The following is a 22,375-nucleotide window of genomic DNA, read 5'->3' on the forward strand; positions in this document are numbered from 1 at the left end:
CAAGCCCATAAGGAGGGCCTACGAGGCATGGGTCGAGGCCGGACTTCCGCTCGATTGGGACAGGCAGGCCTTCGAGGCCGAGCGCAAAAAGGATTCTAAAAAACACCTTGCCAAATAGGAGCGTCAGACCAGGAAACCCCCTTATCCGCAGCTCCGAAGGAGCAGGATAAGGGGGTTTCCATGGTCGAGGACGTTCTGAAAACTAAATCCAGCACGGGCCCGGACGAGAACAACCGACTAAAGGTCGATGTGCGATTCCTTGATCGGGAACGGCTCGGCGAAGTGGCAGGCGCAGCAGTGACCCGGTGCAACCTCCTTAAACTCGGGCAGCTTCTCGGAGCAGATACCCTGAGCGATCGGGCAGCGCGTGTGGAAACGGCAACCGGTCGGCGGATCCAGCGGTGACGGCGGATCACCGGCGAGGATGATGCGCTTACGGGTCTTCTGGATATCCGGATCGGGAACCGGCACGGCAGACAGCAGCGACTGCGTGTACGGATGGTGGGGCTCGCTGTAGAGCGTCTTCCAGTCCGAAACCTCGACCATCTTACCCAGATACATAACGGCAACGCGATCGGAGATATGCTGCACGACAGACAGGTCGTGGGCGATAAACAGATATGCGGTACCGAACTTGTCCTGCAGTTCCTTGAGCAGGTTTAGAACCTGGGCCTGAATGGAAACATCCAGAGCAGAAACCGGCTCGTCGCAGATAATCAGCTTGGGCTTCAGCGCAAATGCGCGGGCAATGCCGACACGCTGACGCTGACCGCCGGAGAACTCATGAGGATAGCGGTTAATGTGCTCGGGGTTCAGTCCGACAACGTCGAGAAGCTCACGGACACGCTCAATGCGCTCCTCCTTGGTGCCCACGCCGTGAATGGTCATGGGCTCGGAGACAATCTCACCGATGGTCATACGAGGGTTGAGCGAAGCATAAGGATCCTGGAAGATAAACTGCATCTCGCGACGCATGTCCTTGATCTCATGCTTGCTCATCTCGGCAACATCTTTGCCCTGGAAGAACACCTTGCCGGCGGTCGGCTTGGTCAGACGCATGATAGTGCGGCCCGTGGTGGATTTACCGCAACCAGACTCGCCAACCAGACCAAAGGTCTCGCCAGGATAAATCTCAAAAGAGATGTCGTTTACAGCAGAGACGACGCGCTTGGAAAAACGCTTGGCGAACATGCCGGACTCTGCGGGAAACTCCTTGGAGAGGTGCTCGACCTTCAGCAGTGGAGTGCGCTCGTTATTGTCTGCCATTTACGCCTCGCCTCCCTTCTTGGAATCCTTGCGCGTACGGGACGTCTCAGGAGCGTTCTTGAGGAACTCGGGGTCACCGGAATAGTGGCACGCAGAATAGTGACCGGACTCGGTGACAACGCGCTCGGGGCGCTGCTTGCGGCACTTGTCCGTCGCGTAGGGGCAACGAGGAGAGAAGACGCAGCCCTCAGGCAGGTTCATGAGCGAAGGCGGGTTGCCGTGAATCGGCGTCAGCGGCTTCTTCTCTTCGATTGCCTGCTCCGGGATGGAGCGGATAAGACCCCAGGTGTAGGGGTGGCGGCTCTCGTAGAAGATTTCCTCAGCAGTACCGAACTCAACGGGGCGGCCGGCGTACATAACCATGATCTTATCGGCCATATCGGCGACAACGCCCAGGTCATGGGTAATCATGATGATGGCGTTGCCGTTCTTCTCCTGCATCTCCTGCATGAGCTCGATAATCTGAGCCTGGATGGTAACGTCCAGGGCAGTCGTGGGCTCGTCGGCAATCAGAATATCGGGATCGCAGGCAAGGGCCATAGCAATCATGACTCGCTGACGCATACCGCCAGAGAACTGGTGCGGATACTCATTGACGCGCTTCTCGGGCTCGGGGATACCCACGAGGTCCAAAAGCTCGGTGGCACGCTTGAGCGCCTCCTGCTTGGAGTAGCCACGGTGCAGACGAAGACCCTCGCCCACCTGCCTGCCGATCTTATAGACCGGGTTCAAGGAGGTCATAGGATCCTGGAAGATCATCGCGATATCGTTGCCGCGAATGTGCTGCATCTCTTCCTCGGTCATTTCGAGGATGGAGCGGCCGCGATAGCGAACGTCACCGCCCTCGATCTTTCCCGGAGGCATCGAGATGAGGCCCATGATGGTCATGGCGGTCACGGACTTACCGGAGCCGGACTCACCGACGACGCCCAGGGTCTCGCCGCGATCGAGCGTGTAGGAGACACCGTCGACAGCGCGAACAACGCCATCCTCGGTGTGGAAATACATCTTAAGGTCATCGACCTCGAGCAGATGCTGGCCCTCAGGAACCGGCTGGTCCTTCAGGTCCACATAGTTCTTGTTCTTCTTCATCCTTATGCGTCCTTCATCTTGACGTCGAGGGCGTCGCGCAGACCGTCACCCAGCAGGGTGAAGGCAAGCACCGTCGAGAGAATTGCCAGACCGGGCATGATCATCATCCAGGGAGCGGTCAGAAGATACTGCTGACCGTCCTGAATCATGGAGCCCCACGAAGGCGTAGGCGGAATAACGCCCATGCCGAGGAAGGACAGAGCGGACTCGGTCAGAATGGCGCCACCAATGTTCATGGTCGCGTAGACCACGATGGAGGCGACGGAGTTCGGGAAGATGTGACGCACGACGATACGAGCATCAGATGCACCCATCGCGCGCGCTGCATCAACATAGTCGTTTTCCTTGACCGTCAAGATTGCAGAGCGGAAGACGCGCGCAATCGAAGGCCAGCCAAGAATGCCGATGGCGATAAAGACGTTCTGAAGACCACGGCCGATAACGGCGATCATGGCGACAACGAACAGCACGTACGGGAACGCCAGGAAGATGTCCGCACAGCGCATGATGATCGTATCCCAAATGCCGCCGTAGAAACCGGCCAGGGCGCCCATGACCAGGCCGATCAATGTGGAGATGGCGGTGGCCATGATACCGACAGAAAGCGAAACGCGTGCACCGTAGATAACGCGGACGAGAATGTCGCGACCGAGGGCATCGGTGCCAAACGGGTGCTCGGCACACGGAGCCAGCAGCGATGTCTCGGCCATGGTGGTCGAATCGGAAGCCGTCGGTGAACCGAGCCAGGGCTTAGCCCACAGATCTGCGGTCAGGGCAACCACAACGACGATGATGATCCAGCAGACACCGATAACGGCGAGCTTGTTCTTACGAAGACGCTTAAAAGCGTCGCCCCACAGCGTGCGGGACTTGGCGGGAGCAGATGCGACCTTGGTGGCGGTAGCCTGCTCCTGAGACTGAGAATCAGTTTCCTGCATGAGACGTACCTCCCTTAGGCCTTATCCGACGGACCGCCAAGGCGGATGCGCGGGTCGAGGAATGCATAGCTAATGTCGACGAGCAGGTTGATCACCATGACGACGACAACGATGAGCGTAACGCCGCCCATAACGATGGGCCAGTCACGCATGCTAATGGCGCGATAGACCTCATAGCCGATACCGGGCCAGTTGAAGACCGTCTCGGTCAGGATGGCGCCCGAAAGCATGCCGCCAAAGTCGACACCAATATAGGTAACGACGGGGATGAGTGCATTCTTAAGCGCATGCTTGACGATGATCGCACGATTGGAGAGACCCTTGGCCTTTGCCGTACGGATGTAATCCTGGTTCATGACGTCAAGCAGCTGCGAGCGCATAATGCGCGCAGCATAAGCGGTCGAAACCGAAGCCAGCGTAATGGTCGGAAGCACATAGTGCATCCAATCCTGATACTGAGAGCTGGAACCGCCGGCACCCGAGATCGGCATGGAGATTGCACCGCCCGTGGCGTCCTTGAGGATGACGCCAAAGAACAGCTGCAGCAACATACCGAGCCAGAAGGCCGGGACCGCAACGAGGATCGACGTGGTGAGCGTTACCAAAATATCCCAGAAGGAATAACGCTTTACCGCCGAAATGATACCCGCACCGATACCCATAATTGCCTCGAGCACGATGGCGCACGCGGCAAGTTTGACCGTATACGGATACTTCTGGGCAAAGATTTCCGTAACCGGCAGCTTGCGCTGATACGAATTGCCCAGATCGCCATGAAGCAGGCCGTTCATGTAATACAAGTAACGGTCCACGAGCGACGTTTGAACGGGGTCGCCGTTCTCGTCAAGGATCGCGTTGCCGTCCTCGTCCGTCTGGACCAGGTGATAGCGGACGCGAAGCTGAAGCTCCACCTCGGGGGACAGAGCCTTGTCTCCACCGATCAGCTTGATCGGATCTCCCGGCACGATATTCTGGAGGGCGAACAGAATCAGCGTAACGCCCAAAAACACCGGGATGAACTGAAGCACACGTTTAACGATGTACTTACCCATACCACTCCCCTATCTAGGGATTAACCTAAATGGGATGCCGATCGCCAGACCGGCATCCCAAAATTACCATCAGCCAGTTTACCCCAGGTTAGGGAGAACTGTATGTTTCCCATGAGGTCTACGTAAATACTTGACCCTCACGGAAGCTGCAAACTCTTAGGCGAGCTCAGCGGTACCCAGATCGGCGTGCTTCTGCGGATCGACATAGAGGTGCTTAATGCGATCGGAGCCGGCGATGGTGTGCGTGTAGAACATAATCGGGATGACCGGGCAGTCGGCAGCGACCATTGCGTCGGCCTCCTGCATCTTAGCGACGCGCTCCTCGTCGTCAACAATAGTACGAGCCTCGTCGACCTTGGCGTCGAACTCGGGGTTGTTGTAACCGGAGCGGTTGTCGCCACCGAGGGAGTCGGAGTGGAACAGCGGATACAGGAAGTTGTCCATGATCGGGTAGTCGGCAATCCAACCCAGACGACCGAACTGATAGTTAAAGTTCTGATACTGCTCGAGCAGGGCAGACCACTCAGGGGTATCGGAGACAGCGGTAACGCCAACCTTGGCGAGGTCACCGATGATGGACTCCATGATCTCCTTGTGACCGCCGTCCTGGTTGTAGGACAGGGTCACGCTAATGCCACGATCCCCGTTAGCGCCAGCGGGAGCAACCTTGTCGAGGTACTCGTTAGCCTTGTCGACATCGTAGGCGCAGAACTCCCATGCGCCCTCCTTGTAGCCATCGATGCCCGGAGGAACAATGCCGTCGGCAGGAGTACGGGTACCCTTGAAGATGGTCTTGCAGATGGCCTCACGGTTGATGGCCAGGGAGATACCCCTGCGCAGGTCGGCGTTGCTGAACGGCTCGGCCGTGGTGTTGCAGGTCAGATAGTACGTGGAAGGCTCGGCGCCGAGCAGCATGCGCTCGCCGTCACCCATGGTGTAGCCGTCCTTGGACACGCCGCGATCCTTCTTGGCGGCGTCGATCTGAGCGACGGGAACGTCGCAGACATCGAGGTTACCGGCCTGGAACTCCTTGTAGGCGGTCTCCATGTCCTTGATGACCTGGAAGTGGATGCCATCGATCTTGGCCTTGTCGCCATAGTAATCGTCGAACTTCTTGACGTTGATCTCCTGGCCATCCTCCCACTTGCCGTCCATCATGAACGGGCCGTTACCGACCGGGGCGAGGTAGAAGCTCTTGACATCGGACTCGGCGCACTCGGGAACCGGGGCCAGAGCCGGGTGAGAGGCGACGAAGGGGAAGTCGGCGTAAGCGGAAGCCAGCTTGACGACGAGGGTCTCATCGTCGGGGCAGGTAACACCGCTGAGCTCGGTAGCGTTACCGGCAAGCAGATCGTCATAGCCCTCGACCATGGAGAGGTGATAGGAGACCTCGGAAGGGCCGTACTCGGTAGCGACAGCCGACTTGGTGTTGACCAGACGCTCCCAACCGAGCTTGAAGGACTTGGAGGTAACGTCGTCACCGTTGTGGAACTTGGCCTTCTTGATCTTGAAGGTGAACTCGGTGGCGTCGTCGTTGGCCTCGAAGGACTCGCAAGCCAGCGGAACGATCTCGCCCTTCTCGGCGTCATAAGAGGTCAGAGCATCAAAGAGCTGGTACTCGACCTGAGTGCCCTGGTCCTCCTGGACATTGTAGGGGTCGATGCAGACCGGGTTGTTGATGTAGAAGTTCAGCTTCGAACCGGACTCAGAACCGGAAGCGTCGCCGCCCTTCTTGCCGCATGCGGCAAGAAAAGCCATGGAGCTCGCAGCAAGGGTACCGCCGACAAAGGCGCGACGACCCATAACGGGCTGGTGGAACATAGAATCAGCCATGCCATCCTCCTTATGAGATAGGACAAAGAAATGTTCAGTCGGACACATGTCGAGACAATCCGATCCGAACCATCAAAACGCCGCCCGTTGCTATGGCTGGATATGCACAACGAACCAACGTTTCGCAATACATTAGCGCATTTTATACACGATTTGGGGCTAATTCCCGTCAACGGTCGAGAATTTCTTTAGTTGGGCGAAGTATGTGGGGATATTTTGGCTCTGTTACAAATATGTAAACAAAAAGGGTCCCGCACTTGCAGAACCCTTTTCAAGTATTTATGTGGCTCGTGCTTAGTAGCCGACGATACCCTGCGGGAAGAAGAACATGCACAGGACGACACACACGGCAAAAACGACGGCCATAATTACCGTCAGGCGATCGAGGTTCTGCTCCATGACGCCTGTGGCAGAGCTGGAGTTATACAGCGAGCTAGCGATCATATCCGAAACGCCGGTGCCCTTACCGGAATGCATCAGGACGAGAATCGTCAGCGCCACGGCAGAGACAGCCCAAACGACAAACAGAAGAATCTGGAACGGACCCATAGATAAGCTCCTTAATAGAACAATTCAAACTCCAGTACTGTACCACAACCCCCAGCACTCCCCCATCAGCCATTTGGTGACGAGGTAGAAATAGCGCAAAAAAGAGGGTTGTCCGGTTGTGGACAACCCCCTTACTAGAAAACGGTATTTGTTTTCTATTAGGCCTCGGTGGCGAGTACGCGACCCGTCATCTCGGCGGAAGGCTCAATACCAGCCATGGTGAGCATGGTCGGAGCGATATCGGAAAGACGGCCGTCCTCGATACCGGTGAGCTGTGCCTTCTCATCAACGATGATGAACGGCACGCGGTTGGTGGTGTGAGCCGTGAACGGATGCTTGGAACCGTCGGAAGCAACGTCAAACATGTGATCGGCGTTGCCGTGATCGGCGGTAATCAGCGCAAAGCCGCCCTTAGCGAGAATCGCCGGGACAACCTTGGACAGGGCATCGTCAACAGCCTCGACGGCCTTAACGGCAGCGTCGAAGACACCGGTGTGACCAACCATGTCGCAGTTTGCGAAGTTCACGATGTAGAAATCAGCGCGATCCTCGTTGATGGCAGCGACAAGCTTCTCGGTAACCTCGGGAGCGCTCATCTCAGGTTGCAGGTCGTAGGTAGCGACCTTGGGAGAAGCGACGAGCACGCGCTCCTCGCCCTCCTTGGGCTCCTCGATGCCGCCGTTGAGGAAGAACGTCACGTGGGCGTACTTCTCGGTCTCGGCGGTGTGCAGCTGCTTCAGGCCATTGGCGGCGATAACGTCGGCCAGGACGTTCTCGGGGAACGTCTTGGGGAAGGCGACCTCGACGTCAAACGTCGGGTCGTACTCGGTCATCGTCACAAAGTGCGAAAGCTTGATCTGCTCGCGCTCAAAGCCGTCGAACTCCTTGTCCGTGAACACGCGAGTCATCTGACGAGCGCGGTCGGGACGGAAGTTGAAGAAGATGGCCGCGTCGCCCTCGTGGATGCCCTCATTGTGGGCAGCGAAGGGCTCGACGAACTCGTCGCCGCGCGGATCCTTCTCGTAGTAGGCCTTGATACCGGCAACAGGGTCGGTATCGGCATCGGATGCGTTGACCATGACGTCGTAGGCGCGCTGGATGCGCTCCCAACGGTTGTCGCGGTCCATGGCCCAATAACGGCCCGAGACGGTGGCAACGCGAGCGTCGCAACCGGTCTCCTCGGAGATCTTAGCCAGGAAGGCGCAGAACTCACTCATGTAACCGGCACCGGACTGCGGGTCAACGTCGCGACCATCCATGAAGGCGTGGACGCGAACGGTCTTGACACCGTGCTCGGCAGCCATCTTGACCAGAGCCTCGACGTGGCTCATATGAGAATGAACACCGCCAGGGCTCATAAGGCCCATGAGATGAAGGGTCTTGCCGTCAGCCTTGACATCGTCCATAGCCTTAACGAAAACCTCGTTCTTGGCGATGGAGCCGTCCTTGATGGCATTGTTGATGCGCGAAAGCTCCTGGAACACGATGCGGCCGGCACCGATGTTGAGGTGACCCACCTCGGAGTTGCCCATCTGGCCATCGGGAAGGCCCACGTCCTCGCCCGAAGCACCGAGCGTGGTGTGGGGGTACTTCTCGTACAGGCTATCAAGGAAGGGCGTCTTGGCAGCGGCGACGGCGTTCTCGCCATCGGCCGGAGCAAGGCCGCAACCATCCATGATGATCAGGAGTGCAGGAAGATGACGCTGTGCCATATGTCCTACTCGCCTGCCTTGACGACCATAGAGGCAAAGTCGGCAGCCTTGAGCGAAGCGCCGCCCACGAGGGCGCCGTCAACGTCGGGCTTGGCGACGAGCTCAGCAATGTTGCCGGGCTTAGCGGAACCGCCGTAGAGAACGCGGATGCCGTTGGCGAGCTCCTCGCCGAACATCTCCTTGAGGGTCTCACGGATAGCGCCGCAGACCTCCTGAGCGTCCTCGGCGGTAGCGGTCTTGCCGGTGCCGATGGCCCAAATGGGCTCGTAGGCGACGACGACCTGCTTGGGGCAGGTGATCTCAAGACCAGCAAGACCAGCCTTGACCTGGTTCACGACGTGCTCGACATAGGTGCCGGCCTCGCGGACCTCAAGGGACTCACCGCAGCAGAAGACGGGAACAAGTCCGGCGGCAACGAGGGCCTTGGCCTTCTTGTTCTGATCCTCGTCGGTCTCGTGGAAGTAATCACGACGCTCGGAGTGACCGATGATGCAGTAGGTGCAGCCAGCGGACTTGAGCATGTCGCAAGAAGACTCACCGGTGAAGGCACCCTTGGCCTCCCAGTACACGTTCTGTGCACCGAGGGCGATGGGGGCAGCCTGAATGCGGTCATGAACCGTGGTGATGTCGATGGTCGGAGGGCAGACGAGCACCTCGACGCCAGCCGGAACCTCGGGCAGAGCCTGAGCCAGCTCGTCGGCGAGCTTGGCGGCCTCGGCGACGTCGTTGTTCATCTTCCAGTTACCAGCAATAAGAAGGGTGCGATTAGGCATCGAGAAGCGCCTCCACTCCGGGCAGGGCCTTACCCTCGACGAGCTCCATGGAAGCGCCACCACCGGTAGAGATCCAGCTCATCTTGTCGGCCAGGTTGAACTTGTTGACGGCTGCGACAGAGTCGCCACCACCGATGATCGAGGTGCAATCAGCCTCGGCGACAGCCTCGGCGATAGCCTGGGTGCCGTGAGCGAAGTTATCGAACTCGAAGACGCCCATGGGGCCATTCCAGAACACGGTCTTGGCACCCTTGACAGCCTCGGCGTAGAGCTCCTCGGTCTTGGGGCCGATGTCCATACCCTCACGGTCGTCGGGGATAGCGTCGGAAGCGACAACCTCGGGGACAGCGTCCTCGCCAAAGTGATCAGCAACGCGGTTGTCGATGGGGAGCAGGATCTTGACGCCCTTCTCCTCGGCCTTCTTGAGCATCTCGCCGGCGCGCTCGACCCAGTCCTCTTCCTTGAGGGACTGACCGACGGACAGGCCCTGAGCCAGGAAGAAGGTGTAGGCCATGCCGCCACCGATGATCAGGGTGTCAGCAGAGTCGATGAGGTGATCGAGAACGCCGATCTTGGAGGAAACCTTGGAACCGCCGACGATAGCGACGAAGGGGCGCTCGGGCTCGGCGAAGATGCCGGTCAGCGTGTCGACCTCCTTCTCGAGCAGGAAGCCAGCGACGGCAGGCAGGTAAGCGGCGGGGCCCACGACGGAACCCTGGGCGCGGTGGGCGGTGCCGAAGGCATCGAGAACGAAGACGTCACCATAGGAAGCGAGCTTCTTGGCGATCTCGGGATCGTTCTTCTTCTCACGCTTGTCGAAACGGACGTTCTCGAGAACGAGGACCTTGCCCGGCTCGACGGCGGCAACGGCCTCGGCGGCCTTCTCACCATAAGTGTCAGCAACAAAAGCAACGTCAAGGCCAGAGAGCTCGGCGAGCTTCTTGGCGACAGGCTCGAGGGAGAGCTCGGGCTGGAAGCCAGTACCCTCGGGACGGCCGAGGTGGCTCATGAGGATGACGCGAGCGTTGTGCTCAACGAGATAGTTGATAGTGGGCAGGGCTGCCTTGATGCGGGTGGTGTCGCCAACGACGCCATCCTTGATAGGCACGTTGAAGTCAACGCGGACGAGAACGCGCTTGCCGTCGACATCGATGTCGCGGACGGTCTTCTTGGTAAAGGCCATGTTTGCTTCTACCTTTCGTACGTGTCTGCCTCCCATTACGGCAGACGATTTCCTATAAAAAGGGCGCGACCCTAGGGTGTAAGCCCTATGAGGCCGCGCCCTTCTTTAGACGCTCAACGAGCTATTCGCTAAAAGCTAAATTAAGCAACGAACTTCTCGAAGTACTTGATGGTGCGGACCATCTGAGAGGTGTAGGAGTTCTCGTTGTCGTACCAAGAGGTGACCTGAACGAGGGTCTGGCCGTTGCCGAGGTCAGAGCACATGGTCTGAGTGGCGTCGAAGATGGAGCCGTGGGTCTCGCCGATGATATCGGTGGAGACGATGTCGTCCTCGTTGTAACCGAAGGTCTCGGAGATGGTGGCAGCGTAGGCCTTCATAGCGGCGTTGACCTCGTCGACGGTGACCTTCTTGTCAACGACAGCGTAGAGGTTGGTGATGGAGCCGGTCGGCGTCGGGACGCGCTGGGCGGCACCGATGAGCTTACCGTTGAGCTCGGGGAGAACCAGGCCGATAGCCTTGGCAGCACCGGTGGTGTTGGGGACGATGTTAACGGCGCAGGCGCGGCTACGACGCTTGTTGCCCTTGCGCTGCGGGCCGTCGAGCGGCATCTGGTCGCCAGTCCAGGCGTGAATGGTGGTCATGATGCCGGACACGATGGGAGCGAAGTCGTTCAGACCCTTGGCCATCGGGGCGAGGCAGTTGGTGGTGCAGGAAGCAGCGGAGATGATGTTGTCCTCAGCGGTCAGCGTCTCATGGTTGACGTTGTACACGATGGTGGGCAGATCGCTGCCGGCCGGAGCGGAGATGACGACCTTCTTGGCGCCAGCGTTGATGTGGGCCTGAGCCTTAGCCTTGCTGGTGTAGAAGCCGGTGCACTCGAGAACGACGTCGACGTCGAGGTCGCCCCAAGGCAGGTTGTTGGCGTCGGCCTCCTTGTAGATCTTGATCTCCTTGCCGTCAACGGTGATGGAATCCTCACCAGCGACGACCTCGTGATCGCGAGCATAGTTGCCCTGCGTGGAGTCGTACTTCAGCAGGTAAGCGAGCATATCGGGAGAGGTGAGGTCGTTGATAGCGACGATCTCGGAGCCCTCATGACCGAACATCTGACGGAAGGCCAGACGACCGATGCGACCGAAGCCGTTAATAGCAACCTTTACTGCCATTGTGTCTCCTTTCGTAAGGCCCCCGCAAGCTACAGCGCCCGCCGTTGAGGCCCACAAACTAACCACTCGCCTAATATACCTTTTTTTTGACTTGAATTTCACGAGAATGCTCGAAATTGAAAATCAAATTTGCGTTAAAACGCTTTAACGTATAAAACAGCAGTTCAACCACCATAAAAGCTATTGCGTTAAACTACCTGCTTGCTTCAATGAGCTTTTCAAGGCGCAAAACGCGGTGATACAAGGCCGACTTCGACAAAGGAGGGTCGGCCATTTCCCCCAAATCTCGCAGCGAGAGATCGGGGTAACGCTCGCGTAAGTCACAAAAGACTGCCAGAGCGTCCGGCAGCGTTTCACGCAAACCGCGCCGATCAAGCTCGTCGATGAGCGCAAGCTGATGTTGAGCGGCACCGGCACTTCTGGTCTGGTTGGCAAGCTCTGCGTTCACGCGACGATTCACGTCGTTCTTCACCAGCTTGACTGCGCGGGCCTCTTCAATCTCGGCAACGCTGCGCTTGGCGCCAATCAGCTGTAACAGACGTTTAATCTCCTCGGCACTCTTGATGTACACGGCATACGAGCCGCGACGCGCATTGACGCGGGCGTGAACTCCAATCTGCTCCAGAAGATCGCAAAGTCCCTTTGCATACTCCTCGCCCTGAACCGCGATCTCCAAATGAAAATCGCCACGCGGGTCGGCAACAAAGCCTCCGGCAATCAGCGCACCGCGAATATAGGCGAGCCTGCAGCAAGGACGGGCAACGATGTGGCGCGGCACACCCGCGACGAGCCCTCCCCTACGGTCGAGAATGCCCAGCAGCACCAGAGCCTTATCCAAATCGGGCTGATCGGGCAAGGTGATGAGGTAGTTTCGCACCTTGTGCAGGACCGACTTACGAACCGTGAATTCGGTCTTGAGCTTAAGAATGCGATGCGTCAGCGCAATCATCGTGCGCGCCACAGCACCCGTCTCGGTCGCGACCGTCAAGCGGTACCGTCCCGAGCCCGCCAACGAAAGCGTGCCGCTCACACGCGTGAGCGCAGCAAGCGTCGACAAATCGCAGTATTCGCATTCTGGTTCGCAGCGCGCAAGCTCGTCACGCACCTCAGCGGTAAACGACATGTAAACCTATGCCTTCGTGTTGGCACGCGACAGGTCACGATGGGAGATGCTCACATGATACTGAGCACCCTCCAGGTAGCGGGCCGTGGCCTCGGCAATGGCGACGCTACGGTGCTGTCCGCCCGTGCAGCCGATGGCAATGGAAAGCTGCGGCTTGCCCTCTGCGATATAACCCGGCATGACCGTATCGAGCAACTGTGTCCAGGCCTTCCAAAACTCCTGGGTCTTAGGGTGGTCCAAGACAAAATCGGAGACCTTCTTATCGAGACCGGTCATGGTACGCATCTCGGGATCGTAGAAAGGATTGGGCAAGAAGCGCACATCGATCATGATATCCGCCTCGACGGGCATGCCATGCTTAAAGCCAAACGAGAACACGTGGACGTCCATAAGCTGCTGGTCGGACAGCTCGGAAAAAGCCATGCGAAGCTTGTTACGTAAGGCAGAAGTGCGCAAGTGGCTCGTGTCGATAATCATATCCGCTCGATCGCGAACGCCCTTCAGCTGCAGACGTTCACGCTGAATAGCGTCGGCCGTGGTCTCCCCCGGCTTTGCAATGGGATGGCGGCGACGGTTTTCGCTATACCGGCGAATCAGCACCTCGTCAGACGCCTCGAGAAACACGATGTCGCAGCTCATCTCGCGCTCTTCCAGTGCGGCAACAGCATCGAGCAGTTCATCGAACAAGCCCTGGCTACGCAGGTCGCAGGTAACGGCAAGGTGCCTGCCCACGCCCGTATTGATGCCAACGAGCTCTGCAAGCTGGGCAATCAGGCGTGGGGGCAGGTTGTCGATACAAAAATAGCCCATGTCCTCAAACACATGCATGGCTTGCGTTCGGCCCGAGCCGGACATTCCGGTGATGATAACGATATCGGGGATACGCTCCGAGCGCTCCGCCGCATCCATGGCATCTCCCTTTTGCATGTGTGCCTCCTAAAATAAGCGCGGGACCCGGCCAGCGGATCCCGCGCGATCAATTGCCTTTATTGAGTATACCGCCCCAAGCGGATACGAGGCCCGTCTTACGCCTCAAGCGCAGCCTTGAACCAACTTGTAATACTCGTAGGGTGCGTAATGGCGGTGCCGACGACAACGGCCCACGCGCCGGCGTCGATTGCAGCGCGAGCCTCTTCGGGCGTATGTACGCGACCCTCGCAAATGATGGGAAGGCCGGGGAATTCCTCGGTCGCCTGACGCAGGAGCGGCAGGTCGGGACCATCGGCCATGGTGCAGTCGATGGCGGCGACGCCGTGAGAAAGCGTGGTGGATACCAGGTCAAAGCCCATATCAACAGCACGGCGAATGTCCTCGATGGTGGCACAATCGGCCATCAGGAGCACACCCTCCTCGTGCAGCGGGCGGAAGGTATCCTCGACCGTCTTACCATCGGGGCGCGGACGATCGGTGGCGTCGATCGCCACGATATCGGCACCGGCAGCAACGCAGGCGCGAGCGTGACGCAGCGTCGGCGTGATGTAAACGCCCTCGTGCCCATCCTTCCACAGGCCGATAACAGGAACCTCACAGCGGCCCTTAATGGCGGCAATGTCGGCAAGGCCCTGGCAGCGAATGGCGGCGGCGCCGCCAAGCTCGCAAGCGCGGGACATTTGAGCCATGGTCTCGGGCGTACGAAGCGGCTCGCCCATATACGCCTGAACGCTCACGACGAGCTTACCCTTCAGGGACTGGATCAAAGGATCAACGGTCATGTTCGACTCAACCTTTCTCAAAACAGCCTTCTGAGACACCGCACCTTGACGTTCAAACCGTCGCTCGCGTACCGAAGTACGCTTCGCTCCTCTTTCACGTCAATCTGCGGCACCTCAGAAGGCGCACTTGGTAGTTATGTTTACTTCAACGATGCAAGAAGGTGTTCGGCGGCACCGATGAGCGGCGCGTCGCCCTCCAGAGAGCCGATGAGGATCGGCGTGTCCTGAAGCGGGTCGAGCGCTTGGCTGGCATAGCCCTCGTGCACCGAGTCCTTCCACGTCTGTGAACGCCAATCGGGACCTTGGTGAATCACGCCGCCCGAAAGCACGATGACCTCGGGGTCCAGGATGTTAGCGAGCGAGCCCAAGCTGGCACCCAGCGCAAAGCCGGCGTCATGGATGACCTCGGTCGCCTTTGCGTCGCCCGCACGGCACAGGTCGTTCACGTCACGGCCGACCGAAGGACGGCTGGGGTCGACGCGGCCAAAACGCTCATCGTACATACGACCAATGGAAGTGCCCGAAGCAACCGACTCCAGATGGCCGGAACGCCCGCAGGCGCAGGGAATGCCGGCGGCAGCCGAGCACTCGATGTGGCCCATATGGCCGGCAGCACCATGGAAGCCCTGCATCACGCGGCCGTTCTCGACATATGCGCCGCCGATGCCCGTACCGATGCCCAAACACAAGACGGAGAACTTGCCCTTACCGACGCCCCAGTGGGCCTCGCCCAGAGCATGAGCCTGCACGTCGCCTACAACGGCAACGGGAAGGCCGAGGTCCTCGCGCAGGCGCGGCCCCAACTGAACGCCGGACCAGCCGGGCATAATCTCATTGGCATACGCGATGGCGCCCGTCTTGGGGTCGACGACACCGGCAGCGCCGATGCCAACTCCGAGGACCTCGACATCGGGATTTGCTTCAAGAGCTGCCTTGATAGACGCCTCGATGCGCTGGAAGACCGCTTCGCCACCCTCCTGGGCCTCGGTGGGAACCTCAGCCTCAAAAACGGGATGGGGCACACCGCCGTCAGCCGGGTACTCCATGATGGCAGTCGCGATCTTAGTTCCGCCGATATCGACAGAGCAGACGTACTTGTTCTCCATGTTGTTCTCCTTCGGAGACAAAAACAACTACAGGAAATGCGCCGTCAGGCTAGCCGTCACAGCGCGGTAAAGGTTTTCCAGGTGCCCGAGATCGCCGAGAAACCGTACGGCCATTGACCTAATGGGTCATGGCCGCACGGTTGAACGGCGAGGTCGGGTGCCTGGGAAAGCTTTAAAGGAGACCGTTGTCCTGGAGGACCTTGCGAATCGCCTCGACGTTTTCACCGGTCATGGCCTTCACCGGGCGCGGCATGGTCGGGCTGTCGAAGATGCCCATGAGGTTCATAGCGGTCTTGAAGGCGCCGACGCCACCGGCATAGCCCTGGACGCCCGAGGTGACATCCCAGATGTGCGAAATCTCATTGAGGCGATCCTGCTCGGCCTTGACGGTAGCCCAGTCACCAGCCTGAGCGGCCTTCCACTGACGAACGTAGCCCTCGGGCTCAACGTTGGCGAGGCCCGGGACGGAACCGTCGGCGCCACCGAGATAGGCACCGTCGACGACGACCTCATGGCCGGTAAGGATGCTCATCGGATGGCCGTTCTTCTCGTTCTCCTGAATGAGGTAGCGGAACGAGATGTCATCGCCCGAGGAATCCTTGACGCCAGCCAGGACGCCCTCGGCGCCGAGCTTAGCAAGGAGCTTCCAGGGGAGCTTGGTGTGAACGCACACGGGAATGTCATAGGCGAAGATGGGCAGGTCGAGCTCCTCGTGCAGGATGCGGAAATGCTCCTCAACCTCGGTCATGCCCTGCAGGGCATAGAACGGGCAGGTGGCGACGAGCGCATCGGCGCCCAGCTCCTGAGCGACCTTGCCGTGCTCGATCATGCGCTCGGTCTCGGTATCGATGATGCCGACCAAGACGGGCACGCGGTGGTCGACGATGCGGACGGCCTCGGCGATGATCTGGCGACGACGCTCGTCGGTGGAGAAAACGACCTCACCCGAAGAGCCCAAGAAGAACAGGCCATCGACGCCGGCGTCGATCATGCGGTTGATGCTGCGCTCAAAGGAGGCAACGTCGAGCTGGTGGTCTTCGGTATCGGGAACAACGACGGGAGGGATAACGCCGGTGAATTTCTGAGTTGCCACAAGAATCTCCTTAGTTGTCTGGCGGGCGGCCCTATGCCACCCACTCTTGTTGGCAGTGTCCAGGCCGTCTAGGCCAAAGAACACGGATAGAACGTTTGGTTAAAGAAGTCGACGACTTCGTTTTCGAACGCATTGATGCGCTCGTGAGCGTATTTGGCATAGATGATATGCCTCCGGTCACACTCAAGACCGTTGAATACGGCAAACTGACCCTTGGGATCACTCACGGTATCCATGAGCGATGTGCCCATGAGCACCGAGCCACGAACCCGAGGCGACAGCGTCTCGAGACCGCTGGGAAGCGGATTGGCAAGCGCCGTGCAGGCAAGGCCCCGCTCGTCCAGAGCAGAAACCGCCAGCGCGACACCGCCGCCAAGGCCCTCGCCCCATGCAAAGATGCGGTCGGGATCCATGCCATCAAGGTTGCGCGCAACCTTCGCCAACGCGCAGCCCCAACGGACACGCTCGACAAAAGCAGGCGAGGTAATCCCCTGCTGCAGATCGTTGGATCCAATAGTCTCATCGTCCAGCGCGAGGACGGCATACCCCATGGCGACAAATCTCGTCATGTGATGCCAGCCGCGCACAGGTCGGTCGATGTCGTGAAACATCAGGCATAGTGGCACAAGCTCGGATGCCCGGTCACGACCAACAGGCTCAATCAAACGGCCGTGCACGACATACCCGCCGAGCTCAAAGGAAACCTCGGAGTAGCGCGCGCACGGATTTGCGAAATCAATCGCCGTAACGGTCAGCCCGCAAACCTCAAGGTCCGAAGCGGCTGTCTCCAACTCGGAAACATCCGCAGAAGCATCGCCGCGCCAATCCCGGAAATCAGAGAGCCTTGACGAAACCGTCCCAGCAATTCCCGCAAGCTCGGGGACAATCAGCTCATCGATATTGCTCTCGCACTTAGACATGAGCCTCCCCTCCCTTGCAGAAAAACGGAATGATCAGATCGTCAAAATCCTGAATCTCCTCGTGACCGAAGCCTTCAAAGAACTCATGACGCTTTTCACAGGTCAGGTTGTTGTAGACTGCAAACTGCGTCGCCGGAGGGCAGACGATATCGGCTGTGCCCGTGCCAAACAGCACGGGGCATTTGACCATGGGGGCAAAGTTCTTGGAATCGAAGTACGCCAGCTTGGCATAGGCTTCGTCGATACGAGTCGAGTCCTCGTCAAACCAGCGAGACCAATAGCGCAGGCCCTCGTAGGCGATGTCGTCGGCATCCAAATCCCAGACCAGGCGGAAATCCGACAGGAAGGGATAGAGGATGGCGGCGCGATTGATAAGCTCGCTGTTAAGCGCACAGGTCGCTATACCCAAACCGCCGCCCTGCGACGCGCCGTTCACAAACACACGGGCAAGATCGATGCCCTCGAGCTCGCGAACAATACGGCACAGAATGCGAATATCTTGGTGCAAGCGGACATAGTAGAGGTTGGCCGGGTCACCGTCGATACCGGCGACGATATGGCCCGCGACCGTTGTGCCCTCAAATCCGCCAATGTCCTCGGACGGACCTCCTTGACCAGGACAATCGAGAGCAATGAGCGCCATGCCCATGCCCGCAAACGATGCCTGCTCAAACCAGCTGCGACTCGCACCTGGATATCCATGGAACTGAAGTACCAATGGCATGGGCTCGTCCGAGACAGGTTTAAGGTACTTGGCGTGCAGGCGAGCGCCACACATGCCGGTATACCAGAGATCGAAAAGCTGGCAGGTCACGGCATCGGTGACCGATGCCGCCTCGATCGCATAGTCAAGCCCGACGGCGTCAGCCTCGACCATGCGATCCTTCCAAAAGAGATCGAAATCTGATGGACGGGGCATGGCGCCTCGATATTCACCAAATTGCTGTTGTAGCTCCTGAGCACTTGGCATGGCTCGTGAACCCAACCTTTCGAAATCGCAACGGAGGTGCGCCCGGCAAGGGAACCGGGCGCACGGGAGGGAAAGCGAGGCTACTCGCCGAGCTTGGGATGCAGCAGCGACGGCGCAGCGCCGAGCAGCATCTTGGTGTAGGGGTCCTGAGGGTGCTGGAAGACCTGCTTGGCCTCGCCCTGCTCGACGATCTTGCCGCCATTCATGACGATGATGTCGTCGGAAATATAGCGGACCGTCTGGATGTCATGGCTAATGAACACCATGGCCAGGCCGAGTTCCTTCTTAAGGTCGGTCAGCAGGTTCAGAATCTGCGCGCGGACCGAAACGTCCAGAGCCGAGGTGGGCTCGTCGGCGATGATGGCATCGGGGTTCAGCGACAGGGCACGGGCAATTGCGACGCGCTGGCGCTGGCCGCCCGAAAGCTGGCCGGGAAGAACCTCGGCGGCAGAACTGGGCAGACCGGTGAGCTCCAAGAGTTCCTTGACGCGCTTCTCCTGCTCGGCCTCGGTGCCCAGATTGTGGACGCGCATGGGATCGAGCAGCTGCTCGCGAACGACCATGCGGGGGTTGAGTGCCGTCGCGGGGTTCTGGAACACGACCGAGATGACGCGGCCCATGTGACGACGGTCCTCGGCGGTACGCTTGGTGACGTCCTTGCCCTTAAAGTAGACCTTGCCGCTCGTGGGGGCCTGAAGGCCGCACATGACGTTAGCCGTGGTGGACTTTCCGCAACCGGACTCGCCGACGATGCCGATGGTCTGTCCGGGCATGAGCTTAATCGTTACACCCTGGACGGCATGAACCAGGTTGGGGTGCAGAATCGAGCCGGTACGGGTCCTAAAGGTGACGTGGACGTCATCAAGGAAGATGATCGGCTCGACGCCGTTGACTGCGGTCTCGCTCATCTACATCACCTCCGCGTGAGGGGTCAAACCATTTGCCTTGAGCACCTCGTCGGGGAGCTCGGAATAGAAGTGCTCGGTGCCGGGCACGCGCTTGAAGACCGGACGGGTGTCCAGGCCAATGCGCGGATGGCTCGAGCGGGGCGCGAAGCGATCGCCCTTGGGGAAATCGCGCGGGCTCGGAACGGCGCCGGGCACCTGGTGCAGGCGGCCCGAACCGCTCTCGATGGACAGGACGGAGCCCAGAAGGCCGCGGGTGTACTCGTGAATCGGGTTGGTGAGCAGCTCCTTGGTGGGCGCCTGCTCGATAACCTGGCCGGCGTACATAACCGTAATGTTGTGGGCGACCTCGGCGACCAGCGCCAGGTCGTGTGAAACGAAGATCATGGCAAAGCCGAGCTTGGCCTGAAGGTCGTTGAGCAGCTTGATGACCTGCTTCTGGACGGTAACGTCCAGAGCGGTCGTGGGCTCGTCGCAGATGACCAGCTTGGGGTCGCGGGTAAGGGCCATAGCGATCAGAACGCGCTGACGCTGACCACCGGAAAGCTCATGCGGATAGCTCTCGAGCGTACGCTTGGGGTCGAGGCCCACGAGCTCCAGGAGCTCCTCGGCGCTACGGGTGCCGCCGCGCTTGGTGAGCTGCTTCATCTGGGCGGAAATGAGCATGGAGGGGTTGAGCGAGGACAGGGCGTCCTGATAGACCATGGCGATATCGGTACCGCGCAGGCCGAACCACTCCTTCTTGCTCATCTTGAGCAGATCGCGGCCCTCCCAGAGAACCTCACCAGAAAGGTGCTCGTCATCGTCGGTCAGGCCCATGATGGCCAGCGTGGTGATGGACTTACCGCAGCCGGACTCGCCTACCAGGCCCATGGTCTGGCCGGGACGGACGTCAAAGTTGACGTGGTCGACGACGTTGATGTCACCGTGGTGCTCAAACTGAATGCAGAAGTCACGGACCGAGAGAATCGGCTCGACAGACTCGTCGGGCACATGGCGGTCGTTACGCTTGAGCTCGACATCGCGCAGGGCGCCAAGGCGAGCGGAGAGGGACTGAGCCTGCTCCTTGTAGGCACGAACGGGGTCGGAGACCAGCAGATCGGCCTCGCGACGCTTGGAGGAATCGGTCGGATCCAGGGCGGCGGAGGGAGCAGCGGCCATGGCGTCGGTAATACCCTCGGAGAGGATGTTGAGCGCCAGGCAGGTGATCATAATGGCCAGGCCCGGGAACAGTGCCTGCCACCAACGGCCAGCGAGCACGCCGCCGCGGGCGTCGGCGAGGATGTTGCCCCAGGTAGCGGTGGGCTCCTGGATGCCGGCGCCGATGAAGGTCAGCGAGGCCTCGAAGATGATGGCGTCTGCGACCAGGGTAACGGTGAAGACCATGATCGGAGCGATGCAGTTGCGCAGAACATGCTTGATCAGAATCCACGGAGCCTTGGCGCCGGACACGATGACCGCGCGGACATAGTCCTCACCGTACTCGGACACGATGTTGGCGCGCACGATACGGGCGATCTGCGGAGTGTACATAAAGCCGATGGCGAAAATGATCGACGGCACGGAATTGCCCAGGATGGAGACGAAAACGGCTGCGAGGGCGATACCCGGGATGGACATGATGATGTCCAGGATACGCATGATCGCCTCAGAGATAGACTTGCGCGAAACCGCTGCAAGGGCGCCCACGACCGAGCCGCAGACCAGAGCCATGGCAGTGGCGCCAAAGCCGATAATCAGCGAGTAACGACCACCGTAGAGCATACGCGACAGAATGTCGCGGCCCTTATCGTCGGTACCGAAGATAAATCCGTTGCCGGGAGCCTGGCGAGCCGTAAAGATCTCGACCGGGCTATAGGGGGCAAGAAGGGGCGCCAAAATCGCAGTCAGGGCGACCAGCACCAGCACGACGGCGGCAATCTTAGAAGACAGCGTCATCTTCTTCCAGCCACCGAGCTTGAGCCCCTTGGAGGCAGCCTTCTCGAGCTGCTCGGTTTGCTTCTCTCGAATCTTTACCATAATCTACACCGTCCTGATGCGCGGGTTGATGAGCAGGTAGAGCATGTCAACCACGATGTTGATGATGATGAAGGCAAGAGCAACGACGATAACGACGCCCTGAACCAGGTTCGCCTCGTTGCCCTGAACGCCCTGCAGAATCGCAGTGCCCATGCCGGGGAGGTTGAAGATAACCTCGATGACGACGGCGCCGCCCATGAGGTAACCGATCTTAAGACCGAGGGTGGTGACCGGGGTGATCAGCGCATTGCGAAGAACGTTGATGCCGACGACGACCTTCTCGGGAACGCCGGCGCCACGAGCCATACGGACATAGTCCTTGTCGAGCTCCTCGACCATGGCGGTACGCACGATACGAGTCATCTGGCCCGTCAGCGGAAATGCCAAGGCGATAGCGGGCATGATCATACGTCCCAGATAGCCAACCGGATTCGTGGTGAAGTGAGGCAGAGCACCCGATGCCGGGAGCACCTTAAGGTAGGAAGAGAACAGCAGGATCAACAGAACGGCAAGCCAGAACGACGGGGTTGCCAAGCCGGCGATGGAAAAGACGCGGATCACTTGGTCCGGCCATTTGTCGCGATACAGTGCCGCGATGACGCCGAGCAAAAACGAAACGACCGCACCGATGGCAAGACCGATGAAGGTCAGCTGCATCGTGACGGGCAGGGCCGTGGAGATGCGCTTGGCAACGGAGTTGCGAGCAGCACCATAGGTACCCATGTCACCATGAATCAAATCGCCCATATAGCGAACGTAGCGCACGGGCCAGGGGTCGTCCAGACCATACTTCTCATGGTACTCGGCAACCGCCTCGGGCGAGGCACCGTCACCCAACGCCGTGTAGGCGGGGTCGGTCTTGGAGAACGACATAAGGAAGAACACCAGGACGGTGACGCCCAATGCCATGATCGGCAGCGCCACAAGACGCCTTCCAATCAAACGTAGCAAGTTGTTCACGTT

The 22,375-nt window shown here is 59.3% G+C and carries 20 protein-coding genes; all 20 read right to left on the reverse strand.

Annotated features, from left to right (window positions below; translation table 11 throughout):
* Positions 1 to 237: 237 nt before the first annotated feature.
* Positions 238 to 1,266: a dipeptide ABC transporter ATP-binding protein gene (locus AAAX73_RS08430; RefSeq protein ID WP_006236139.1), complete on the reverse strand. Its 1,029-nt coding sequence runs from the start codon at positions 1,264 to 1,266 to the stop codon at positions 238 to 240.
* The gene (locus AAAX73_RS08435) at positions 1,267 to 2,358 is read right to left on the reverse strand and encodes an ABC transporter ATP-binding protein (RefSeq protein ID WP_055251840.1); all 1,092 of its coding nucleotides are present in this window, start codon (positions 2,356 to 2,358) and stop codon (positions 1,267 to 1,269) included.
* Positions 2,359 to 2,360: 2 nt separating this feature from the next.
* Positions 2,361 to 3,296: an ABC transporter permease gene (locus AAAX73_RS08440; protein ID WP_006236141.1), complete on the reverse strand. Its 936-nt coding sequence runs from the start codon at positions 3,294 to 3,296 to the stop codon at positions 2,361 to 2,363.
* Between the two features lie 14 nt (positions 3,297 to 3,310).
* Positions 3,311 to 4,348, reverse strand: coding sequence for an ABC transporter permease (locus AAAX73_RS08445; RefSeq protein WP_117746680.1), 1,038 nt, complete (start codon positions 4,346 to 4,348; stop codon positions 3,311 to 3,313).
* 156 nt (positions 4,349 to 4,504) lie between these two features.
* A complete protein-coding gene (locus tag AAAX73_RS08450) occupies positions 4,505 to 6,181 on the reverse strand; it encodes an ABC transporter substrate-binding protein (protein WP_040359996.1) in 1,677 nt (558 codons plus the stop codon).
* Positions 6,182 to 6,475: 294 nt separating this feature from the next.
* Positions 6,476 to 6,730 carry a preprotein translocase subunit SecG gene (gene secG / locus AAAX73_RS08455; protein ID WP_006236144.1) on the reverse strand — a complete coding sequence of 85 codons (255 nt, stop codon included), beginning with the start codon at positions 6,728 to 6,730 and terminating at the stop codon, positions 6,476 to 6,478.
* Between the two features lie 158 nt (positions 6,731 to 6,888).
* A complete protein-coding gene (gene gpmI, locus AAAX73_RS08460; RefSeq protein ID WP_055251837.1) occupies positions 6,889 to 8,442 on the reverse strand; it encodes a 2,3-bisphosphoglycerate-independent phosphoglycerate mutase in 1,554 nt (517 codons plus the stop codon).
* Between the two features lie 5 nt (positions 8,443 to 8,447).
* Positions 8,448 to 9,215: a triose-phosphate isomerase gene (tpiA, locus tag AAAX73_RS08465; protein WP_022094882.1), complete on the reverse strand. Its 768-nt coding sequence runs from the start codon at positions 9,213 to 9,215 to the stop codon at positions 8,448 to 8,450.
* Positions 9,208 to 10,398 carry a phosphoglycerate kinase gene (locus AAAX73_RS08470; RefSeq protein WP_006236149.1) on the reverse strand — a complete coding sequence of 397 codons (1,191 nt, stop codon included), beginning with the start codon at positions 10,396 to 10,398 and terminating at the stop codon, positions 9,208 to 9,210. Before AAAX73_RS08470 ends, tpiA begins: the two co-directional genes overlap by 8 nt.
* A 140-nt stretch (positions 10,399 to 10,538) precedes the next feature.
* Positions 10,539 to 11,564 carry a type I glyceraldehyde-3-phosphate dehydrogenase gene (gene gap, locus AAAX73_RS08475; RefSeq protein WP_022094880.1) on the reverse strand — a complete coding sequence of 342 codons (1,026 nt, stop codon included), beginning with the start codon at positions 11,562 to 11,564 and terminating at the stop codon, positions 10,539 to 10,541.
* A 193-nt stretch (positions 11,565 to 11,757) separates the two neighbouring features.
* Positions 11,758 to 12,687, reverse strand: a complete 930-nt coding sequence (whiA, locus tag AAAX73_RS08480; protein WP_055251835.1) for a DNA-binding protein WhiA — start codon at positions 12,685 to 12,687, stop codon at positions 11,758 to 11,760.
* Positions 12,688 to 12,693: 6 nt separating this feature from the next.
* A complete protein-coding gene (gene rapZ, locus AAAX73_RS08485) occupies positions 12,694 to 13,614 on the reverse strand; it encodes an RNase adapter RapZ (protein WP_349125620.1) in 921 nt (306 codons plus the stop codon).
* A 98-nt stretch (positions 13,615 to 13,712) separates the two neighbouring features.
* Entirely contained in the window at positions 13,713 to 14,399 is a 687-nt protein-coding gene (locus AAAX73_RS08490; protein ID WP_022094877.1) for an N-acetylmannosamine-6-phosphate 2-epimerase, read from the reverse strand.
* Between the two features lie 140 nt (positions 14,400 to 14,539).
* Positions 14,540 to 15,505 (reverse strand): ROK family protein, encoded by a 966-nt coding sequence (locus AAAX73_RS08495; protein ID WP_006236155.1) that lies wholly within the window; start codon positions 15,503 to 15,505, stop codon positions 14,540 to 14,542.
* A gap of 172 nt (positions 15,506 to 15,677) precedes the next feature.
* On the reverse strand, positions 15,678 to 16,598 hold the full coding sequence (locus AAAX73_RS08500) for a dihydrodipicolinate synthase family protein (protein WP_055251831.1): 921 nt from the start codon (positions 16,596 to 16,598) through the stop codon (positions 15,678 to 15,680).
* 68 nt (positions 16,599 to 16,666) lie between these two features.
* A complete protein-coding gene (locus AAAX73_RS08505; protein WP_117800627.1) occupies positions 16,667 to 17,518 on the reverse strand; it encodes an acetylxylan esterase in 852 nt (283 codons plus the stop codon).
* Positions 17,511 to 18,488 carry an acetylxylan esterase gene (locus tag AAAX73_RS08510; protein WP_195625204.1) on the reverse strand — a complete coding sequence of 326 codons (978 nt, stop codon included), beginning with the start codon at positions 18,486 to 18,488 and terminating at the stop codon, positions 17,511 to 17,513. Before AAAX73_RS08510 ends, AAAX73_RS08505 begins: the two co-directional genes overlap by 8 nt.
* A gap of 80 nt (positions 18,489 to 18,568) precedes the next feature.
* Positions 18,569 to 19,396, reverse strand: a complete 828-nt coding sequence (locus AAAX73_RS08515; protein ID WP_006236159.1) for an ABC transporter ATP-binding protein — start codon at positions 19,394 to 19,396, stop codon at positions 18,569 to 18,571.
* Complete coding sequence (locus tag AAAX73_RS08520; protein WP_006236160.1) at positions 19,397 to 21,412, reverse strand: dipeptide/oligopeptide/nickel ABC transporter permease/ATP-binding protein; 2,016 nt, start codon at positions 21,410 to 21,412, stop codon at positions 19,397 to 19,399.
* Between the two features lie 3 nt (positions 21,413 to 21,415).
* Positions 21,416 to 22,372, reverse strand: a complete 957-nt coding sequence (locus AAAX73_RS08525) for an ABC transporter permease (RefSeq protein WP_035138896.1) — start codon at positions 22,370 to 22,372, stop codon at positions 21,416 to 21,418.
* Between the last annotated feature and the right edge of the window lie 3 nt (positions 22,373 to 22,375).

The sequence above is a fragment of the Collinsella sp. CLA-ER-H9 genome, from assembly GCF_040092295.1.
Taxonomy (GTDB): Bacteria; Actinomycetota; Coriobacteriia; order Coriobacteriales; family Coriobacteriaceae; genus Collinsella.